At 61.3% G+C, this 20,920-nt stretch carries 18 protein-coding genes and 1 pseudogene; 7 read left to right on the top strand and 12 right to left on the bottom strand.

Annotated elements, in window-relative coordinates:
* Nucleotides 1–112: pseudogene (locus HB376_RS20270) on the bottom strand (IS6 family transposase); the annotation flags it as partial.
* Here HB376_RS20270 and phaP point away from each other — a divergent pair.
* The gene (gene phaP / locus HB376_RS20275; protein ID WP_213765466.1) at nucleotides 69–596 is read left to right on the top strand and encodes a TIGR01841 family phasin; all 528 of its coding nucleotides are present in this window, start codon (nucleotides 69–71) and stop codon (nucleotides 594–596) included. The pseudogene HB376_RS20270 and the gene phaP sit on opposite strands and share 44 nt — an antisense overlap.
* A 126-nt stretch (nucleotides 597–722) precedes the next feature.
* On the opposite strand, the gene HB376_RS20280 is transcribed toward phaP, so the two are convergent.
* Nucleotides 723–1,781, bottom strand: a complete 1,059-nt coding sequence (locus HB376_RS20280; RefSeq protein WP_213765467.1) for a rhodanese-like domain-containing protein — start codon at nucleotides 1,779–1,781, stop codon at nucleotides 723–725.
* 437 nt (nucleotides 1,782–2,218) lie between these two features.
* Between HB376_RS20280 and HB376_RS20285 the strand changes: the two genes are divergently transcribed.
* Entirely contained in the window at nucleotides 2,219–2,434 is a 216-nt protein-coding gene (locus tag HB376_RS20285) for a molybdopterin-binding protein (RefSeq protein WP_047847573.1), read from the top strand.
* Nucleotides 2,435–2,491: 57 nt separating this feature from the next.
* Here HB376_RS20285 and HB376_RS20290 read toward each other — a convergent pair whose 3' ends face one another.
* Entirely contained in the window at nucleotides 2,492–3,631 is a 1,140-nt protein-coding gene (locus HB376_RS20290) for a rhodanese-like domain-containing protein (protein ID WP_213765468.1), read from the bottom strand.
* Between the two features lie 261 nt (nucleotides 3,632–3,892).
* Nucleotides 3,893–5,020 (bottom strand): LLM class flavin-dependent oxidoreductase, encoded by a 1,128-nt coding sequence (locus tag HB376_RS20295; protein WP_213765469.1) that lies wholly within the window; start codon nucleotides 5,018–5,020, stop codon nucleotides 3,893–3,895.
* A gap of 253 nt (nucleotides 5,021–5,273) precedes the next feature.
* Between HB376_RS20295 and HB376_RS20300 the strand changes: the two genes are divergently transcribed.
* The 5 genes from HB376_RS20300 to HB376_RS20320 all read left to right on the top strand — a co-directional run bounded on the left by HB376_RS20300 (nucleotide 5,274) and on the right by HB376_RS20320 (nucleotide 11,480).
* A complete protein-coding gene (locus tag HB376_RS20300; RefSeq protein ID WP_213765470.1) occupies nucleotides 5,274–7,004 on the top strand; it encodes an FAD-dependent oxidoreductase in 1,731 nt (576 codons plus the stop codon).
* Nucleotides 7,001–7,402: a 2Fe-2S iron-sulfur cluster-binding protein gene (locus HB376_RS20305; RefSeq protein ID WP_200908650.1), complete on the top strand. Its 402-nt coding sequence runs from the start codon at nucleotides 7,001–7,003 to the stop codon at nucleotides 7,400–7,402. The genes HB376_RS20300 and HB376_RS20305 overlap by 4 nt, the downstream gene beginning before the upstream one ends.
* Entirely contained in the window at nucleotides 7,395–8,618 is a 1,224-nt protein-coding gene (locus tag HB376_RS20310; RefSeq protein WP_213765471.1) for a cupin domain-containing protein, read from the top strand. Before HB376_RS20305 ends, HB376_RS20310 begins: the two co-directional genes overlap by 8 nt.
* Nucleotides 8,619–8,767: 149 nt before the next feature.
* On the top strand, nucleotides 8,768–10,381 hold the full coding sequence (locus HB376_RS20315) for an ABC transporter substrate-binding protein (RefSeq protein WP_213765472.1): 1,614 nt from the start codon (nucleotides 8,768–8,770) through the stop codon (nucleotides 10,379–10,381).
* A gap of 58 nt (nucleotides 10,382–10,439) precedes the next feature.
* A complete protein-coding gene (locus HB376_RS20320) occupies nucleotides 10,440–11,480 on the top strand; it encodes an ABC transporter substrate-binding protein (RefSeq protein WP_213765473.1) in 1,041 nt (346 codons plus the stop codon).
* 44 nt (nucleotides 11,481–11,524) lie between these two features.
* Here HB376_RS20320 and HB376_RS20325 read toward each other — a convergent pair whose 3' ends face one another.
* From HB376_RS20325 to HB376_RS20360, 8 genes are all read right to left on the bottom strand, one after another.
* Entirely contained in the window at nucleotides 11,525–13,141 is a 1,617-nt protein-coding gene (locus tag HB376_RS20325; RefSeq protein WP_213765474.1) for an ABC transporter substrate-binding protein, read from the bottom strand.
* A gap of 3 nt (nucleotides 13,142–13,144) precedes the next feature.
* Entirely contained in the window at nucleotides 13,145–13,576 is a 432-nt protein-coding gene (gene tolR, locus HB376_RS20330; RefSeq protein ID WP_213765475.1) for a protein TolR, read from the bottom strand.
* Nucleotides 13,577–13,578: 2 nt separating this feature from the next.
* Nucleotides 13,579–14,382, bottom strand: coding sequence for a protein TolQ (gene tolQ / locus HB376_RS20335; protein WP_213765476.1), 804 nt, complete (start codon nucleotides 14,380–14,382; stop codon nucleotides 13,579–13,581).
* A gap of 78 nt (nucleotides 14,383–14,460) precedes the next feature.
* Nucleotides 14,461–15,162 carry a TonB family protein gene (locus HB376_RS20340; protein WP_213765477.1) on the bottom strand — a complete coding sequence of 234 codons (702 nt, stop codon included), beginning with the start codon at nucleotides 15,160–15,162 and terminating at the stop codon, nucleotides 14,461–14,463.
* A 248-nt stretch (nucleotides 15,163–15,410) separates the two neighbouring features.
* The gene (locus tag HB376_RS20345; RefSeq protein ID WP_213765611.1) at nucleotides 15,411–17,180 is read right to left on the bottom strand and encodes an ABC transporter ATP-binding protein; all 1,770 of its coding nucleotides are present in this window, start codon (nucleotides 17,178–17,180) and stop codon (nucleotides 15,411–15,413) included.
* Nucleotides 17,180–18,235, bottom strand: a complete 1,056-nt coding sequence (locus tag HB376_RS20350; protein WP_213765478.1) for an ABC transporter permease — start codon at nucleotides 18,233–18,235, stop codon at nucleotides 17,180–17,182. Before HB376_RS20350 ends, HB376_RS20345 begins: the two co-directional genes overlap by 1 nt.
* Before the next feature lie 10 nt (nucleotides 18,236–18,245).
* Entirely contained in the window at nucleotides 18,246–19,238 is a 993-nt protein-coding gene (locus tag HB376_RS20355) for an ABC transporter permease (protein WP_213765479.1), read from the bottom strand.
* A 15-nt stretch (nucleotides 19,239–19,253) separates the two neighbouring features.
* The gene (locus tag HB376_RS20360) at nucleotides 19,254–20,867 is read right to left on the bottom strand and encodes an ABC transporter substrate-binding protein (RefSeq protein WP_255631461.1); all 1,614 of its coding nucleotides are present in this window, start codon (nucleotides 20,865–20,867) and stop codon (nucleotides 19,254–19,256) included.
* Nucleotides 20,868–20,920 lie beyond the last annotated feature (53 nt).

Consider the following 20,920-nt stretch of genomic DNA (forward strand, 5'->3'; position numbering starts at 1 on the left):
GGACGTACCACCGCACGCACTGCACCATCACATCGAGCGGATAGTGAAGGCGCTTTAGCACTCAGGCGATGCCCACAGCAAGCGTCTTTCGCGGGGTTTTGGTCTTCTTCATTGGTCAGCCAAAGCATACTGTCAGACTCGAATACTACCTCTCCCGCCTTAACGCGACAAAACCGGAAAGCGCGCAGAAGACACTGTCCGGGAAAGACCCTCAGGATCTGCTGAAGCTCCAAAGCAGCCTGACGCAACCGGCCGCTGAAAAGGCCCAGGCATATAGCCGTCATGTGGTTGAAATCCTGACTGGCACCCAGTCGGAATTCCTGAAAGTCGCGGAAGCGCAGTTTGCCGAATACAGCCATAGCGCGCAGACCTTCATCGACAATCTGACAGAGAACGCGCCGGCTGGTTCGGAGACTGCGGTGGCCCTGCTGAAGTCGACAATTACCGCTGCCAACACCACCTACGACACGGTCCACAAGGCAACGAGGCAGGCCGTCGAACTTGCTGAAAGCAGTTTTGATGCAGCGACGGCTGCCGCCTCGAAGGCCGCGAAGGAAACGGCTACGCACACATCGCGAGCCGCCAAGGCAGTCTGACAGCGATGCGCGGCGGCCGTCACTGCGCCGCTGCACCGGCCACCAGAGCGTTAGTTCTGGTCGGCCGGGAAGGGCCTTGACGGAACCCCGCAGGCCCTCGCAGGTTCCCTTGAGCTGTCCGCGAAATCAGTTCACGAAATCATGCTTGAGAATGCTGACCTCCCAGCCGATTCGCGCGAACCAGCGGCCGACGGTCAGCGCCCGCACGCCCGGGTCGGCGTCGATGAGAACAAGGCGTCCTCCCTGAACGGCGACCCACTTGCCCAGGCTGATACCCAGCTGACCGGCAGGAGCACTTACTGATCCCGGCAGATGTGCCCGCTCGTAATCTTCGGGCAAGCGCACGTCCAGTGCGTAAGTTGTTCGTGATGCATCTGCAAGCCAGGTCTGTAATTCATCTGCGTCGATAGCAGGGACGCTTTCCGCAAACGAGGCAAGTGCCTGTCTTGCGAAGTCCAGATCGACGGACCGGATGGCTTGCAGAGGTTGTTCTGGCCCGTGATTGAGCGGGTAGCCCGCGTCAACCCAGCCGAGCGTCCCGAAGTCGAGTGTCGACACGGGGTTCGCCACGCCAGCAAGAATCAGGCTTTGAGCGCCCAGCACTGCGCGGGAACGTCCGGCACAAGTGACGATTACATGCGTCTCTGGAGAGTCAACCAATGCATTGAAGCGCGGCAGTATTTCGCCGCCCGGAGCCGGGAACGAGCCTGGAATGTGCTCGCGCTCATATTCCGCTACCGAGCGGGTATCAAGCACGATCACGGAGGCACCGTTACGCCTGAGCGCGGCGAGTTCACCGGCGGTTGTCACCGGCGTACGAAAACTTCTTTCGACCTCGCCCGATATCAGTCGGGGCCCTGCAATGCGAATGGGCACTACGGGCAGGCGCTCGTTGCCGTTCAATCCGCCTGCGAGTCCCTGCACGTTGGTATAGGCCAGTTCGAGAAGCTCGGATGCCGATTGCGCGATCAGCCCGCCGTCGGCATCGAGAAGTGCGATTGGAGTATGCCGATTCGGGACAAGCTCGCGCACGCGGCTCGACAGCTCGGCGGCAGGCACATTGGCTCCGTGGAGCGGCGCGCCGTTGCCGAATTCCTGCGCCGGGCGCAAATCCAGGACCGCGAGTTCACGTGAGCTGCGCAGCAACACACCCAAAGCCGTGGCATCAATTTCCCGATAAGGCATCGTCAGATATTGTAGGTAAAGAGAATGTCACTGTCATCGGGCGTAGTCGTTGGGCGGAACGTTCGGTCCTAAAACATTCGGATTCCTGATGGATAAAAAATTGCCGATTGGAATATGACCACCGTTAGCGGCATAAGCCAATACCGCGCGTGTTTTCTCGCACAGCGAGCCACCATACGACTGCGGGTTCTCAGCCACAACCAAGCAATCGCACTATGCATATACGTCGCGGCGGTGGTTTTCAGCGCTGTTCGTGTATTGGATATCAGCATTGATCGTTTCGTTCTCAGCCCCTTGGTTGCTAGGATTGCTGGTCTGACGTGATCGCTAGACTGTTTTTGATATTCCTGCCGTCGCGTGCGTGGATTCACGGGCCGGCTCAATCTTTTTCGTGCCTAACGGGCGCGGCGTCACTCATTTAACGAAGGAGCATGGCGATGGGCATCACCGCAATCAATATTCGCAACCAGTTCAGGGGGCACGTCAAGGAGATCATCCGTGGCTCGGTCGTATCGGAGATCGACGTGCAAACGCCGTTCGGCATTGTGACGTCCGTGATCACCACCCGTTCCGTCGATGAACTCGATCTTCAGGTCGGCAGTGAAGTGGTCGCGCTCGTTAAAGCGACTGAGGTGTCTATCGCGCGGCTTTAAACTCAAGCCGCGATCCCGGTTTGCCCGATGATCGCGGCTAGCCGGGCTGATCGTCGCTCAGGAGTTCAGCAGTTCGGGCGTCTGCGCGGCGGACGTCGTGCTCACTTCGCGCAATACCTCGCCCAATGCATTTTCCAGCAAATGGACTTCCCATCCGCGCTGGCGTAGCCAGTAGGCGGTCGTGACGGCGCGGGTACCGTCGTCATCTATCAGCACAAGGCGCGCACCGCGCGTCGCTACCGTGCGATGAGATACCGCCAGCAACTGACCTCCCGGCGCCGAGATGGAGCCTGGCACATGACCGGCTGCGTATTCCTCGGCCGAGCGGATGTCGAGCAGGTAGGTCGTGCGTTTCTCAGTGTCCGCAAGCCATTCCTCGACGCCCTGTTGGCTCAGTGTGCTGACGTCCGCACGTGCCGCCAGTGCGAGCGCGTGTTTCACGCCAAAGCCGGCTGCTGCGGTACTGGCGGGCGTGCGCTGCTCGCCGCCGGTAGCCAGTTCAAGCGCCGCACGAGTCCACCCCGCGGTACCGTCTTCGAGGAACGCTACGCGGTTCGGCACCTGCGCATCGATGAGAGTCTGGGCGCCGATGATCGCGCGTGGAAGACCCGCGCATGACACCACAACGAATGTGTCCGGGTTGGGAACCTGATCGAGGAAGCGATAGAGGATCTCTTCGCCCGGCGCGTTGACCGCGCCCGGGACGTGCCCACGCGCGAACTCGTCCCGGGTTCGGGTGTCGATCACAATGACGTCTTCTTTCGCGTCATACAGTGTCTTGAGTTGCGCGGCTTCAATGGACGGTGTACCGCGCAGGTCGCGCACGCTTTCGGAAAAAATGATGCCAGGGATATCGAAGGTGGGCAGTCCGTTGAGACCGTCCGCCGTCCACGCCGGAATGCCGCCGGTGAGTACGTTGATGTCGGTGTAGCCAAGCCGTTCGAGTGTCGCCGCGCCTTGCGCGGCCGTGTTGTCACCGTTGTCGACGAGCACGAGCCGCACCGACTTGCGTGGTACGAAGCGCAGCGCATCGCGTTGCAGGTTTTCCACCGGCAGATTGGTCGCAAAGAGCGGGTGTCCTTTTGCGAACGCTTCCACCGACCTCAGATCCAGCAGCGCGAGTTCTTCGCCGCTGCCGAGGCCGCTTTCTGTCAGCCATTTCTGTAGTGTCGCGCGATGAATGTTGCGAATGCTCATGTCGATGCTCCTGCTAAGTAGTCTTGACTGATGTTGAGACGCGATCGGCGGGTGCTGTCGCGCCGGATACGATGCCCGTTGCACGAGCATGCAGCGAAAGTCCCGGTAGGGCGATGCCAGGGAACCGACATAGCGTACGAGCGAAAGGGCGACAGATTCAACGAAGCGATTGCGGGATCGTTAGCATTGAACCTGCAATCGGGTGAGAGGCTTTCACGTTGCATATAAGCGCCCATGGCGCCGGCCTGATCGAAGCGAATGCTACAGACGCAGTCCCGCCTGCTTCAATAAAGGCAGAATGCGTTCGCCAAAGTACGTGAGGTCGGGGAGGAAATCGAAGAAGCCGAGTTGTACACCGTCTATGCCTGCTTTTTTCAGCGCAACGAGCTGTTCGACCACCTGCTCGGGAGTCCCCACGATCTCGATGTTGCCACCAATGCCACGCCCCTGTTTCTGCGATGCATCCTTGCGGCCGCGCCATGCGTGCGCATCGCTGTCATAGTTTCTATCGCCGCTTGATACCGTATTGGCCACGATAGCGTCGGCATATTCCATCGCTTCGCGTTCGGTGTCCCGGCTCACGATGACGGGATTGATCACGGTGCGTACGGTACGGCCCACGCGTGCTGCTTGCGCCTTGATGTTGGCGATATGCGCGGGGAGGGTTTCCAGCGCGCTATCGATATGCGCGCCACCGGGACTCGTAATGAACACGATGTCCGAATATTTCGCAGCGAACGCGATACCCGCTTCGGAGCCGGTCGCGTTCACCAGCACCGGACGTCCGAAGAGCGGTTTCGGTGTGATGTAGCCGTTATGTACTTTCCAGGGCGACTTGCCTTCGAACGAGAAGTTTTCGGTATCGGTCCACAGCCGCTGGACGACATCGAATAGCTCGCTGGCAAGCTCATAACGCGTGTCGTGTTCGATGCGATCCCAGCCGAACATCTCATGCTCGACGGCACGATGCCCGGTGACGATGTTGATACCCCAGCGGCCCTTGGAAATATGATCGAGCGTAGCGCCGTATTTGGCCAGATGCAGCGGATGTATCGGGCCATAGAGCACGTGGATGGTCGAGATCAGCAGGATGTTCTTGGTGATCGCGGCCATGGCGCCGAGCGCGACGAAAGCATCAAGCGAGGCTTCGCCGTCATAGCCGCCTTTTGGCAGCCATTGCGTGCGGCTGAACGCGAGTTCGAAGCCAAGATCGTCGGCTTTGCGCACCACCTCCGCGTTGTAATCGAAGGTCCAGGTGGAGGTGCGCGGCAGGGTCGAGCGCTTGATATCCTGCAAGTCGAGAAAGACGCCGAGCATCAGCGGTTGCTCGAAGGCCTTCGCGAGTGGGCTGCCTCGAATTTCTGCAGGAGAGGTCGTTTCGTAGGTCATGGTGGACGCGGCAAGGCCGCCAACGGGAGATGCCGGATAGTGTGACGCCCGCGATGGACACGGCCAACGAAGATTAAGCGGATTGGTTATGAACTCATTCTGCTTTGCCCGTGATTTAGATATCTGGATTGCTTGCTTTGCTTGAACTTCGCAAAATGCTCTACTAACCACGGTCGGCGTTTGGGCTTGCATCATTCAGCACTTCATCGAATATCTCATTCAGCACATCACTCAGCACAGCGGAAACCCCGGTATGGATCCTTGGGACGTCATCGTGATAGGCAGCGGCGCGGCGGGACTGGTCGCCGCGTGGCATGCGCGCGCGGCAGGCGCCAACGTGCTTGTCGTGAACAAGAGCCTGGTAGGGCGCAGCGGCGCGACCATCACATCGGGCGGCGGCGTATCCGTGTCCGGGCGCACGGCCATCGAGCTTGGTTTCGACGCCAATCCCGACGATACCGACGAAATATTTTTCGCCGACACCATCCGCTCCGGCTCTTTCCTGAGCGACCAGAGGCTCGTAGCGGCGATGGTTGCGGGCGTGGGAGACGAACTGCGCCGCCTGATCACAGATGGCGCAAAGGTCAGTGCTACGAAGCATGCACCGGGACACAGCAGCGGGCGCGGTGTGCGGATTCCCGGACCATCGATGCAGCGCGTGGTTACCACGGCCGCATTGCACGCGGGCGTACGCTTTCGAGAGGACTTTCAGTCGACCGATCTCCTGACGCGCGACGGCGCCGTGATTGGCGTGGCGGGTCTTGATCGGCGAACCGGCGTGGTCGAGGCGTTGCACGGACGCGCGATCGTAATTGCGACGGGTGGCGCGACGTCCAACTGGAGCTTGCGCACGGCGCCCGAGGAGCTGTCGGGCGACGGTCACGCCATGGCGTTTGCAGCGGGCGCCGATCTGATCGAGATGGAGATGCTGCAGTTTCTCCCATGCTGCCTCGTTGCCCCGGACATGTGGCGCGGCTTGCAATTTCCCTGGATCCTCGGGCCGCAGAGCGGCGTGCGCGCGTGGCTGCTCAACCGCTATGGCGAGCGTTTCATGGCGCGCTGGGACCCCGAGCGCATGGAGCTCGCCACAAGAGACGTTGTTGCTGCCGCAAGTGCCGCCGAGGTGTTCGAGGGACGTGGCAGTCCGAACGGCGGCGTGTATCTGTCATGGGCACATCTGCCGCGCGACATAGTCGATAACTTCCCGACGTGGTCGCGCTCGTTCGCCGCCGACTGGCGCTGGGAGGGCTTCGACATGACACCGCTTGTCGAACGCATTCGCGCCGGTCATGCAATTGAAGTTGCGCCCGCCGCGCATTTTTCGCTGGGCGGAATTCGTGTCGATGTGGACGGCTCTACTGGCGTTCCAAACCTGTACGCGTGCGGCGAGGCCACCGGTGGTGTGCACGGCGGCAATCGATTGTCCGGCAACGCGGGTGCGCAAGTGCTGGTGCAGGGCAAGGCCGCGGGACGCTCAGCCGCCGCGCTTGCGCTTGGCGGGTCTCAAGAGCCGGTGAACCTCGTCGCGCATGAACAATGGCGCGCCGTGCAGGCGCGGATCAAAGCGCCGTTCGAGCGCCAGGACGGTATCGCACCCTTCGATATGAAGCGGCGTCTCGGTCAACTGGTCGACGGCGCGCTCGGAGCGGTGCGTGATGGAGCGGGACTTGCGAAGGCACTGGATGAGGTACGCACCATTTCGCACGACGATATTTCACGGCTCGCATGCCGCAATCGCGATGCCGGCTGGAACCGCGACTGGAGCGATGCGCTCGAATGCATGTCCGCGCTGCCTGTGATTGAAAGCGCGCTGCTTTCCGCGCTTGCACGCCCAGAATCGCTCGGCGCACATCGCCGGCACGATCAGAAAGAGCAAACGGCTACGACTACGCTTGCGCATGGCCTGATCTCGCGGCAAGCGGGTTCGCACGCGTTGCTTCATCGCGTGGAGCCGGTCGAATTTCCATTTCTCGCGCCGACATGAAAGCGAACCTTGCATCGATGACAATGGTCATCCATCTCCACCGAACGCCCGGCGACGATACCCCTAGCACCTACAACCTCCCGAGTCCCGAGGAGGCCGGCATCGGCGCGAGCGACTGGTCGGGCGTGAGCGTATCAAGCGCCCTGCAGTATTTGCAGCGCGCCGTTGATCCAGCGCTAGCGTTTTCGTTGTCGTGCCGGCGCGGCTTGTGCAACGTGTGTGCGATGCGAATCGACGGCGTGGTGACCACAGCGTGCACAACGCCGATGCGCGACGGTATCCTGATCGAGCCGGCAAGGAGCAAATTGCTGCTTCGCGATACAGTGATAGAACTGAGCCTGGTTCGGCGCGCGCGCATGGATGCCGTCACACCTTTGGCCGGTGAACGCGATGCCTGATGCGAGCGTCACGCGGCATCTTGAGCGCCTCCTGTCATCGCGGCTGGTGGAGGACTTTCGAAGGGGCATCGTGCCCGACCGGGCGGCCGCCACGCACGGCACGCTCGATCGCCTGCCGGACGTACTGAAGCAGCCGCCACTCGCCAGCTTCGCTGCGCTGTCGAGCGTATATCGCGGGCCGGTTGCATTCGGGCGTGGCCTGCGCTTCCCTCAAGTCTTCGATGCAAACGCGAACGCCGCCAATCTGCGCCAGCTAGGGTTGACGGTTTATCTACGCGACATCGCGCCCTGTGCAACAGTCGGCCATGCTTTCCTGCGCGAGCTGGAAACGGAATTGGGTATCGCGCAAGGAAGCGCTCGCTTGACGGCTTTCTCATCCCCGCACGATGACGGTGTCGCCTGTCACTACGACGCGGAAGAAGTGATCTCGGTGCAAATGGAAGGCAGCAAGACGTTCTACGTCGCACCGATGGACGAGATCCCCCAACCGTACGGCTCGCAATTCGGTCCGGGTATGGCCGCCTCCGAAGACATGTACGCACAAACCCGCGATGCGTTTCCGGATGCATCGCGGGCGACGTTCGAGGCGATCACGATGACCCCCGGGTCCGTGCTGTTTCTGCCGCGCGGCACGTGGCACCGCACCGAAGCGACGGAAGACTCGTATTCGATCAGCATCGTCCTCCGGCCGCCTTCCTTGCTGGAAACGCTGCAGCAGCAGTTACAAGGACTGTTGCTGCAGCAACCGGCATGGCGTTCACCGCTGTACGGTTCGCGCGATGGTCATGCGGGTGCGGCCGCAACCCTGGAAACTGCTGCCGGATTACTTGCCGCGTTGCCGGACAACTTGAACCGTCTCCGCGCTACCGATCTCATGCCGCGTTCTATCGATGAACGGGTGGCAACGATCAATCAGACATCACGTTTCCGGCGCATCCTGACTTCGCGCGCTGAGACCAGGCCGCTGAACCGCGTCGCAATGACACTGACCGTGAGCGCCTGGGATCGCGACTGGGTGACGCGGACCACGCTCGAAACGGTTGCGCCGGCGTTGCTCGAGCCGGTTATCGAATGGCTTGCCGCGAGCGAGTCGGGGTTCAACCTGGAGGATGTTGAGCGCGCGTTTCCCTCGCATCGCAGTGCGGATCTTCGCCAGTTGCTCGGCCTGCTCGTGCATGCGCAGTACCTTCGCCTTCTTGTCTTTCCCGCAGCGTGAACTGCGCCGGTGTCTGCTAGCGCAGCGTTATCGCATTGGGGCACAAGACGGATGCGAAAATCATATAGATAACCTAATTAATTGGTTCATCGCGGCACGGGGTCTCAGTACCATCGACGGGAACAGGACTTTTCCCGGAACTCCCTATCATGGCTCTCAGCCGCAGAAGTTTTCTTAGAGTTGCCGCGCTCGCCGGCATGGCAACCGACCTTGCATTGCCCTTAAGCGCCCGGGCAGCGCAGACACTGCCACGTGGCGGAACATTAGTCGTTGGTTCTGGACCTGAGGCCACCAGCGGCCTGACGAGCGCGATTACTTCCGCGGGCACAGCGCAGCTTGTCTCGGGCAAAATATTCGACGGCTTGCTCACCTTCGACGAGCACTTCAATCCCCAGCCCCAGCTCGCCACTCATTGGGAAGCAGCCAGCGATGGGCTGTCGCTGACGTTCCATCTGCGGCGCGGCGTACGGTGGCACGACGGCCAGCCGTTTACGTCGAAGGACGTTGCTTATTCCGTGCTGGAGATATGGAAGAAATATCATAGCCGCGGCCGTACGACGTTTGCCAATGTCGTCGCCGTGGATACGCCCGACGTGCTGACAGCAACCCTTCGGCTCAGCAAGCCGGCGCCTTACCTTCTGAGCGCGCTGATGTCGTCAGTGGAAGCGCAGATCCTGCCGCAGCATCTTTATGCCGGACGAGACGTGCTGTCGAATCCGCTGAACAACGCGCCAATTGGCAATGGGCCATTCAAGTTCGTGAAGTGGGAGCAGGGCAACTATGTCCTGCTCGAACGCAATCCGGACTACTGGGATTCGCCGCGGCCGTATGTTGATAAAGTGCTGTTTCGATTCATCGCGGATCGCAGCGGCGGGGCGAGTGCGCTCGAAACCGGCGAAGTCCACCTGAGCGACAACTACGGCGTCGCGCTGACCGACATCGTGCGCTTGTCGCGCAATCCGCAAATTGTGGTCAACGACTATCCGTCCACCTATATCACCGGTACCTCCGCGTTCGAATTCAATCTCGATCGTCCGCAGTTTCGCGATCCTCGCGTGCGCCAGGCTTTTGCACATGCGTTCGACCGCGACTTCATTGTGAAGAACATCTGGCTGGGTTATGCGGACAAGGTCGAAGCACCGATTCCGAAGGCCTTCCCCGCATTCTTCACCGCCGACGTGCCGACCTATCCACTCGATCTCGCGAAGGCCGAGGCGCTGCTCGAAGCGGCCGGACTCAAGCGCGACGCACAGGGCATCCGGCTCACGCTCACCAACGATCCCGCACCGACCGGTCCACTTGCGCCCATCGCCCAGCATCTTCGCAGCAATCTGCAGAAGATCGGCGTGCGGCTGACTATTCGCTCATCGGATTTCGGTGAGTTTGTGAATCGCGTCTACACCCGGCGCGATTTCGACACGATCATCTATTCCGCCAACGCGGGTCCGGACCCGGCTATTGGCACGCAGCGTTTCTACTGGTCGAAGAACTTCAAGCCGGGCGTGGCGTTTTCGAACGCCGCCGACTATCACAACGCGGAAGTTGACCAATTGCTCGAGAGCGGCCAGGCGGAGATCGATCCTGCTAAACGGCGGGCGATTTACAACCGCTTCCAGCAACAGGTGCAAACCGATGTCGCGCGAATCCCGTTGATCTCGCCCCACGTTGTTACGCTCGCCCGGCGCGAGGTGCTTAATTTCGGCGGCAACCAGGCGTTGTACGCGAATTTCGCGAACATCGCGCTCGATAAAAAATACACTTGAAGTATCCGCGGGACACCGTGCGTTGCTCCTGCAACGCCATCAATCAAAGGACTAGACCATGAGTCAGGATTCAGTCTCAGAGCTGTGGTACACGCGCTGCCCGGTGCCAACCACATCGGGTATTGCCCAGCATTTTCGCTGGCTGCATCGTGAATTCGAAAGAGTCGGCATTGCGCTCAAATCGATCCGGGCGGCCGACGACCAGGCCCTGCGCAATTCGCATTTCGATCACACACATGCTGGAATGTTTCGTGAGGGCGGCAACGTCCCGCCAATATGGGCGAGGGCCAACGGCCGTGACACGGCGGTGGTTGGCATTACGTGGGTGGATGAGGAACAACTGATCCTCGTGCGCGAAGACAGCGATATCCGCGATCTGGCAGGACTGAAGGGACGACGCCTTGGCTTGCCGCTGCACGCGACGCCTATTGTGGATGTCAGCCGCGCGCAGGATTTACGCGGACTTCTCACTGCGCTCGAACTCGCTGAGCTCACGCGCGAGCAAGTGGAATTCGTGGATGTGGCGGCGGGCGGCTTCGACTTGCGTGAGCAGGACGCGAACGCGCCGCGCCGGCCTCACGTGGTTGCTGCTGCACTTCTCGACGGTACCGTGGATGCGATCTACGCGAAAGGAGCGGTCAGCGCGACGCTGATCGCGGAGCACTGCTTGCGGCCGATCTTCGACATCAACGCCAACCCCGACCCGCTGGTGCGTGTCAACGCGGGCACGCCGCGCCCCATCACTGTCGACCGAACCCTCGCACTTAAACATCCGGACGTGGTCGCGCGCTATCTCGCCGTGTTGCTGCGCACCGCGCAGTGGGCGGCCGATCATCCCGAAGAGGTGGTCACGGCTATTGCATCAGAAACCGGGAGTACGACGCAGGCAGTGCGGCGAGGCTTTGGTCCAAACTTGCATAGGCAGTTCACGCCCTTGCTCTCGGACCTCTACGTGGAAGGATTGCGCCAGCAGAAGGCGTTCCTTCTGCGCGAAGGTTTCCTTCAGGCCGATTTCGCCTACGACGAGTGGATCTTGCGTGAGCCGCTCGAGCTGGCCCGGCAACTCGCAGAAGAGATTGAATTTTCGAGAGCCGCCTGATCGAAAGAGAAGGATCGTCTAGAGGCGGTATTGCCCCGGCGAATTCAGGCCGGGGCAAGCGTTGTGGAAGCGAGGTTGCCGTAGATTCCCTCAGCAGAAACGAGTACGTCGTTGACGCGCCTGTTTGTCAACAACACGGTGTCCGGAGAGATGAGCGGGATACGCGGCAGGTCGGTTTGCACGAGCGACTGGAACGAAGCGTAGAGCGCCCGGCGCTTGCCCGGGTCCACTTCCACTTGCGCCGCTTCCAGCAGGCGGTCAACTTCCGGGTTGTGATAATGCGCACCGTTGGAAAACGCCACGCCCGGTTGAAAATCGGCCGACCAGTAGAAGCGCTGTGTTCCGATTGCAGGATCCGGGCCGGCCGTTGCACCATTAAGCGTGGTATCGAAATCACGCCGCTTGTAGACGCGATTGACGAACTCGCCATAATCGCTTGAGCGAATCGACATGCGCACGCCTATCTTTGCAAGCGTCGCACGAATGAATTGCGCCGAGAGTATTGAAGTGCCGATTGGCAAGGGATCGTTCTGGAACGCCATGCGTATGCCATCCGTTCCACGCTTGAAACCAGCCGCGTCGAGCAAAGCCTCAGCGCGCTTCAGGTCGTACTGATACAGCGGTACGTCGGCCGCATGGAACGCGGGCATGCCGGGAGGTATCGGCGAGTTCGACACTTCGCCGTAGCCGTAAAAGATATTCTTGAGAATGAACTCGCGATCGATGCAGTGAGCGAATGCCTGGCGCACGCGCGGGTCGCGAAATAACGGGCGGTCGAGATTGAATTCGAGCACCGTCAAGCCAACCGAGTAATTCGCGGCATGTTCGGTCACCTTGAGCGACGGCTCGCGGCCAAGGCGTCCTATGGCGCTTTGCGGTATCGTGCCGCTCGGTGCCATATGCACGGCTCCCGTCTCGAGTGCGGCGGCCACCGCGTTGGCTTCCGGAAGAATTCGGAACACGACACCGTCGAGAAAAGGCTTTCCCGTGTCCCAGTAGTCAGGATTACGATCGAGTACGATTTCGCTGCCTTGCGTCCAGCGCACGAAGCGAAACGGTCCGGTTCCCACCGGCGCGTTGTTATAGGGATTCGAGAGAACATCGCGGTTGGCATAGAGATGCTGCGGCACGACCTGGGATTCAACCGACGACAACGCGCTCAAGATGTAAGGCGCGGGTTTTGACAGGCGCCATATGGAGGTGAGGGGATCGGGTGAATCGGCGGCAATGACATTCGCGAAGGTGGAGCGTCCGCGGCCGTGATACTTCTTCCAGATTTGCATCAGCGAGAAAGCGACATCGGCGGACGTGAAAGGCTTCCCGTCGTGCCATGACACGCCGGAGCGCAAGTGGAAGGTCACCGTCAGTCCATCGCTGCTCACTTCCCAGCGCGTGGCCAGTTGTGGCCGCGGTGTCATGCCGGGACCGTAAGTCAGCAGGCCGTCGAAGATCTTGCCGGAAATGGACTGCGCGGGACCCGCTGTTGTCCAAGCGCTGGTGAGGGTGGGCGGCTCCGGATACTGGGCTACCAGCAGCGTACCGCCACGTTTCGATACCGCGGGCAAGGTGGCCGCTGTGGTGAGCCGGCTAGTCAATTCAGAGGAAAGAGCGGCGCCTGAAAGCAGCGCCCGGCGGATGAAGTCGCGACGTGTCGACGGCATCGCTTAAGGGGTTTGAGGCGGTTCGGATACCAAAGCAATCTTGGAGAATCCCGCGTCGTTGATCTCGCCCATTGCCTCGATCACCTTGCCATAGGCCAGCCCCTTGTCACCACGGATATTGATGCGGCGCGTCTTGTCGCCTTCCGTGGCGCTGGTGAGCGCGCCGACCAGCGAGGCGTTCGTGACCTCGGTCTTGTCGACATACAGTTTGCCCGCCGCGTTCAGGCTGACCGCGATGGGCGGTTTCTCCTCGCTCAAGGGCTTCGCGTTGCTGGTGGGCAGGTCGACCTTCACGCCGGATGCCATGAGAGGCGCGGCAACCATGAAGACGATCAGCAACACCAGCATCACGTCGACGAGCGGTGTCACGTTGATCTCGCTGACCGGTGGCACGCCGCCTACTCCCCCACGATTGTTCGACAGCTTGACGGCCATGATCAGGCTCCCTGAGTCGCAATCGATCGAACATCTGCGCCGCTTGCTTGCACGCCCTTGTCCTGCTGCCTGGACCGGTTGTCGCCATCGGCGGCATCGACGGTGGCGTCGCCCGCGTCGACCTGACGCGACAACTGCACTTCCACAATCCCGGTCAGCGTGCTCAGGGTGCTGGCGTAATCGTTCAGGTCTCCCGACGCACGGTTGTACGCGATCACGGCAGGAATGGCCGCGACAAGCCCGAGTGCCGTGGCAAACAACGCTTCGGCAATCCCCGGCGCCACGACGGACAGACTCGTATTGTTCGACGCGGCAATCCCCTGGAACGAATTCATGATGCCCCACACCGTGCCGAAGAGGCCCACGAACGGCGATACCGAACCGACCGTGGCGAGAATGGACAATCCGCGCTGCAGCTTGCCGATTTCGATGTTCGTGGCAATCCCCGCTACCCGGTTGATGCGTTCCTTGAGGCCATCAGCGCCCCGGTGAGTGGCTTGCAGGTTCTGGTCGTGGGTTTGCCGCCACTCGCCCAGCACAGCGGCGTAGATGCGCGAAAACGGGTCTGCAGGGTGCTTCTGCACCGAGGCCGAGAGCTTGACGAGCGAACGGCCGCTACCGAGCAGATCGAGCCAGACGCCGGCGCGCCGGCGCAGGCTGCGAAACCGCGAGATTTTTTCAGCGATAACCGCCCAGCTACTGACCGATGCCAGCGCGAGAAACACCATGATGGCCTTGACCACGACGTCCGCGTTGATGAAGAGATGCCACGGCGACAAGTGCGCCGAGAGATTTGCTGCGTTCATGTTTGCAACTCCGTAAATTAAGAAAGAGTGGTACGGCAACGCCGAAGTCAGTAGTCGATGGGTTAGTCGCCGATAAAGTCAGTCGCCGAACTTGTAGACGATTGCGCCGGTAAGCTGGTACGACGAGCCGCCCAGGTCGGGCAGATGCGGAAAGGGTGCTGCGGCCCGGATCGCTTCCTCGGCTGCGTCGTCGAGCACGCTTTCTCCCGACGACTGCAGGTCGAGCTTGAGGAGCTTGCCCTCGGGACTGAGCGTGAGCTTGTAGCCAATCCGGCCTTCCAGATGGCGCATCTTTGCGGCGCGCGGATAGTGGCCGGCTGCGCTGCCGTTGATCCGTGCGTAGACCTGGTTCACGTAATCGGTCGGAATGCCCTCCATGCCGATGTTGTGCGGGACCGGACGTGCTGGTGGCGCGGGCGGCGCTACAGGTTCCGTGGTCGGCTTGGCCGTGGTATCGACGGGCGGAGTTGGCGGCGCTGCGACCTCAGCTTTCTCCGCGGTGGTCGGCACGGTAAGGCGTCTCGCTACGGGCGCGGCGCGATGCACCGGCGCGGGCGCCGGCGGCTGAAGCTTCACCGGCGGCGCCTTGGGCGGAGGAGGAGGCGGCGGTGGAACGATCACCTTGGGCGGATCAGGCGGCGCCAGCACCAACTGGATCGCATGGTCAACGGGCTTGGGCTCGTCTTTATGCCCCGACAATGCGATCAGCGCGACCGCGGCGGCTACATGCAGCGCGATCGAGACGACCACGCCGGGACGCGCCCACCATCGATCACTCATTTGTGACGACGCGACGAGCAGATCGCTTGGATGGGAAAGGACTATGGCGTTCATCGGCTATGACGTGCGTTGCGGGCACGTCCGTGAGTTGGATCGGATGGATCAGTGGTGGACGGTATTTCTATTTGCGACTTCAACCTTAGCAATAAAATATAGGATCACGAAACATCAATTCTTGATGAAGTTTCTCATCGTGCAGATATGTGGATGGGGTGCCGCATGAGCAGAGTGATCGACAATCATGCGGGTCACACAGCGAAGCGGTAAAACGAGAACGGCAGGTCCACGTCGTCTTGTCGTGGCGCGGTATTGTCCTGCCTGTGTCTGCTGAACGCCGGCTTGGGAACAGCGTCGATCAGGCTGCGCGTATAAGCATGCGCGGGACGGGACCAGATGCTTTCGTGGTCGCCGGATTCCACAATCTTGCCGGTGTTCATCACCAGCACGCGATCGGCTATATAGCGAACCACGGAAAGATCGTGCGAGATGAACAGGTAGGAGAGCCCGAGCGATTGCTTCAACTCAACAAGCAAGTTCAGCACTTGCGCGCGGATGGAGACGTCGAGCGCGGAAACTGGTTCATCGCAGATCACGAGCTTCGGCTGCAGCACCAGGGCGCGCGCAATCCCGATCCTCTGCCGCTGGCCGCCCGAAAACTCGTGCGCGAAACGCTGCAGCGATTTTGACGCGAGCCCCACGCGATCCGTGATGTCCGCTATGCGCCGGCGCCTTTCATGTTTGTCAGCAACACCATGGACGATTAGCGCGGCATCGAGAATATCCAGCACGCGCTGGCGCGGATTCAATGACGCGTACGGGTCCTGGAAGATCATCTGGATCTTCGGGCGAATTGCGCGCAGCTTGCTGCCGCCCAGATGCGTAATGTCCTGGCCGTCGAGGCTGATGGTGCCGCTCGTCGACTGGATCAGCCGCAGGATGGTCCGGGACAGCGTGGACTTTCCGCATCCCGACTCACCGACCAGACCGACCGTTTCGTCGTGACCGACATCGAACGACACGCCGTCAACCACATTGCCCTTGTCGTAACGCGTGACGAGGTCGCGCACGGCGAGCAGCGGTGCCCGGTTGTCCGCTGCCGGCGCGCGAACATACGGACTGCGCGTGAAGACGATATTCGGCGCGCTCGCAATGCGTTCATCGCTGAGCGAGAAGTCGCGCAGGCCGGTGTCCGTGTCGATGTGCGTGCGAATCTCGGTGAGACGGCGCGTGCGATAGTGCAGATCCTGGTCGAGCGTGAGCGACGCCCCCAGCAATCCCTTGGTGTACGGGTGACGCGGTTGCGTGAAGATGCGCTGGGTCGCGCCGTCCTCCACGGCTTCGCCGCTATACATTACCGCGACGCGGTTCGCATACTGGCCGACCACGCCGAGATCATGCGTAATGAGCAGCACGGCCATCGACAAGTCGCGGCGTAGCGAATCGAGCAGTTGCAGGATCTGCGCCTGGATGGTGACATCGAGCGCGGTCGTGGGTTCGTCGGCAATCAGCAAGCGCGGCCGGCATGCCACGGCCATCGCAATCATCACGCGCTGGCGCTGGCCGCCCGACAAACTGTGCGGATAATCGTGCGCACGTTTGGCGGGTTCCGGCAGCCTCACCAGATCGAGCAATTCGGTCGCGCGCTTCCAGGCGGCATCGGCTGATAGCGGCTCGTGCCGGCGCAGCACTTCCACAATCTGGTTTCCTACCGTCATCACCGGATTCAGGCAGGTCATCGGCTCCTGAAAAATCATCGAGATCGCGTTGCCGCGGATCGAGCGCATGGTCGTCTTTGACAGACCGACCAAGTCACGACCCTCGAAATCGATCCTGCCTTCGAGCGTGGCGCTGGATGGCAACAACTGCATGATCGCGAGCGCGGTAGTGGACTTGCCGCAACCCGATTCACCGACGAGCGCGAGCATTTCGTTCTCGTGCACTATGAAGCTCAGGTTGTTCACTGCATGCTGCGCGCCGAAGTGCACCGCGAGCCGATCAACTTCCAGTATTGGTTTCATCATGAACGCTCGGCGAGGCGCGGGTTGAGGGCGTCGTTGAGGCCGTCGCCGAGCAGGTTCAGCGCGAGCACCGTCAGCACGAGCGCGCCTCCCGGCAAGGCGGTCAGGTACCACGCAGTGCGTAGCATTTCGCGGCCGTCGCCAATCATGCTGCCCCAGCTCACCACGTTCGGGTCGCCCATGCCCAGGAACGACAGCGCGGACTCCATGAGAATGGCGGTGGCCACCATGACAGAGGTCGTCACGATGATGGGCGGCAGCGCGTTCGGCAGTATCTCGCGCCAGATGATGCGGGCGTGGCCGAAGCCCAGGCTGCGGGCAGCCATCACGAAGTCGCTCTGCACGAGTGAGCGGAATTCCGCCCGGACGAGGCGCGTGATGGTGGGCCACGAGGTGACGCCGATCGCAAGCGAAATGACTGTCATGGAGGGATGTCCGATCGACACGATCACGATCACGAACAGGAACGACGGCGTGGTCTGGAATAGTTCGGTCACGCGCATGAGGATGTCGTCGACCCAGCCACCGAAGTATCCGGCGAGCGCGCCGACCAGCGTGCCGATCACCACGCCGATCAGCGCGGCCGTCACGCCGATGGCGAGCGACGCGCGGCTGCCATGCGCGAGTTCCGCGAGCACGTCGCGGCCGAGGGAGTCCGTGCCTAACCAGTATTGCGGGTCCTGTCCCGGAGCGAGCAAAGGTTGCCCGACGATATCGAGCGGATCGCCGGGAAGGAGCCTGCCGGCGAACAGTGCAATGAGAAGCAGCGCAAGCAGCAACGCGGCGCCGCTCACGACAGAAGGATTGCGCGCGAGCGCTTTGAGCGCAGGCCAGCGGCGCGCTTCCGAATGTTCCGGCGAAACGTCGCTCGGCCCGCGGCCAAAGCGCCCGAAGCGACCAAATCGTCCAAGCCACAGGGTGGTGAACTGGCTGCGCCAACTACTGCGCTCATGCTTTACAGCGGAGTCGCGCAAGTGCCGGTTGGCACCCGGCTGGACCGGAGCACTATCGGCGTGTTCGAGCGGCGAATCGAGAGGCGAGTGATTAGATGACATAGGGGACTTTTTAACGAAGCGCGATGCGCGGGTCGAGCCAGGCGTGCAGCAGATCAACGAGTACGTTGGCCACGATCACGAGCATGGACGACAGCAACAACACGCCAAGCAGCACGTTGTAGTCGCGGCCTTGTACGGCTTCGAGCGCGAGGCGCCCGAGTCCGGGCCAGCTAAAGACGGTCTCTATCACGGCGGCGCCGCCGAGCAGATTACCCAGGTGCATGCTGGCCACGGTGGTGATCGGCAACAGGGCGTTGCGCAGCACGTGGCGCACGGTCACGAAAAGCGGATGCAGGCCCTTGGCCTGCGCGGTGCGCACATAGTCCTGGCGTTGGACTTCGAGCATGGCGACGCGGGTGAGGCGGGCGTAGATCGCGACGAAGAAGCTTGCCAGCGCGAGCGCGGGCAGCACGGCGTGACTGGCGCGATCCACGAACCAGTCCCAGCCGTTGAGATTCACACCGAGCGTCATGTCCCCACCGCTCGGCAGCCATCCGAGCTTGACCGAGAACAGCACGATTGCCATGAGCGCGAGCCAGAAGCCGGGCATGGAATAAAGCACTAGCGCAAGAAACGACAGCACGCGATCGGGCCACTTGCCGGCCCAGGTTGCCATCGCCACGCCGATGATAATGCCGGCCACGATGGCGAACACCAGCGCACTCACCATGAGGATCAGCGTATTCGGCAGGCGGGCCATGATCAACGTCATGACCGGCGTATTGAAGCGCGGCGAAAATCCCAAGCTGAAGTGCGAAAGATGCTTCAAGTATGCAAGCAACTGTTGCCACAGGGTCAGGTCGAGGCCGAAGTGGTGACGCATCATCGCCATGGTCTCGGCGGTGGCCGAGCCCGATTCGCCTGCCAGCACATCGGCGGCGTCACCAGGCACCAGCTGCAGCAGCGCGAAATTGAGCACCACGACTGCTATCACCGTCGGTACGGCTTGCGCTCCAGTGCGGCGCAAACGCAGCGCCACGCGTTTCAAGTTAGAGGAATGCATGCGATCGGTTCCGGTTCAGGGACTCAGGTACACGTCGGAGAAATTCGAATCAAGGCCGTCGGGCGACGTGGTGTGGTTGTGCACGCGCCTGTTGTAAATGGTCACCTGTTGTTGCTCGACCAGGTTCACATCGGGGAGATCACGCCCCACGATCTGCTGGAACTGCCCGAACAGTTGTTTGCGCTTAGCCTCGTTGGGCTCGACCGCCGCTTGCTCGAGCAAGCGGTCAACCTCCGGATTGCTGTAGCCGGACGCGTTCGTGAACGGCACACCTTTGCGGATGCTTTGCGACCAGTAAAGACGTTGGACTCCGACGGTCGGATCGAAGAGATTGCTCATGCCGTTGACCGCGATATCGAAGTCATGGTCCGAATAGACGCGCCTGAGGTAGGACGGCAGGTCCTGGTTGCGAATCGTCACCGAGACGCCGATCTTCGCGAGCGCCGAACGCAGGTAGGCAGCCGTGCGCTGCGGGATATCGCTGATTGGCAACGGATCGACAATGACACTGAAACGCACGCCGTCGCTGTTGCGGGGAAGTCCTGCGGCATCGAGCAGCGCGTTGGCCTTGGCTACATCGAAGGGGTAGGGGGTGAGTGTCGGATCGTGATACGGGCCTTCAGGAATAATCGGACTGCTTAGCACACTCGCATAGCCGTAGTAGATCGTCTTCGCGATCACATTGCGGTCGATCGCCCGCGCAATCGCCTGGCGTACAGCGGGCACTTTCAGGTACTGGTTGCTTAGGTTGAACTCCACCCGCACCACGCCGGCTTCGAACTCATAGCCGCGCGTTTCAATGCCGAGCTTCGGATTCTGCTTGAGCCGGGCGATGTCGGAAAGCGGTATCGGCGTATTGCCGCCCAGGTCGACGGAACCCGTCTCGAACGCGATCGAGCGTGCCGGCGCGTCTGGAATCAGCTTGACGATTATCTTGTCGAGATAAGGCTTCGGTTTGTCCCAGTAGTCCGGATTCCGCTCATATTCGATGTAGCTGCCACGCACCCATTTCACGAACCTGAACGGCCCCGTGCCGATGGGCGCGTTGTTGTTCTGGTTCGAAAACGGGTCGGTTCCCTCATAGACATGTTTGGGCACGATCGGCGATTCGCTCGCTGAAAACGCCTTGATGAGGAAAGGCGAAGGCTTCGACAGCACAAGCACGGCGGTGAACGCATCGGGTGTCCTGACTTCCATCACGTTCGCAAAGGTGCTCTTGCCGCGCGGATGCACACGCTTGAGCAGTTCGATGGAGTAAGCAACGTCGGCTGACGTAAAGTCCTGTCCGTCGTGCCACTTCACTCCATGGCGCAGGTGGAACGTGTACTGCAGGCCGTCCGGACTGATCGACCAGGACGTCGCGAGTTGAGGCCCGGGGTGCAGGGCAAAGTCATAGGTCAGGAGCCCCTCGGTGACCTTCGTGCTGACCTTGAGGGTCGGCACGGCCGTGTTGGTCAGGTCGACGAGGGTAGGCGGCTCGGGGTCGACCACGAAATTGAGCGTGCCGCCGCGTACCGGCTGCGAAACGTCGGCAGCGGTTGCACCTGGGGACGAGCCCGCGATTAGCAAGGCGGTGCTGGCAACCATGCAGGCGATAATGAACCGCCGCGGCGGCAACGCAAATCTCATCGATGAAATCCTGGTGCGTGAAAGTGGGGCCGGGGTTATCAGGCCGAGTTATT

The organism is Caballeronia sp. dw_19, from assembly GCF_018449515.1.
Lineage (GTDB): Bacteria > Pseudomonadota > Gammaproteobacteria > Burkholderiales > Burkholderiaceae > Caballeronia.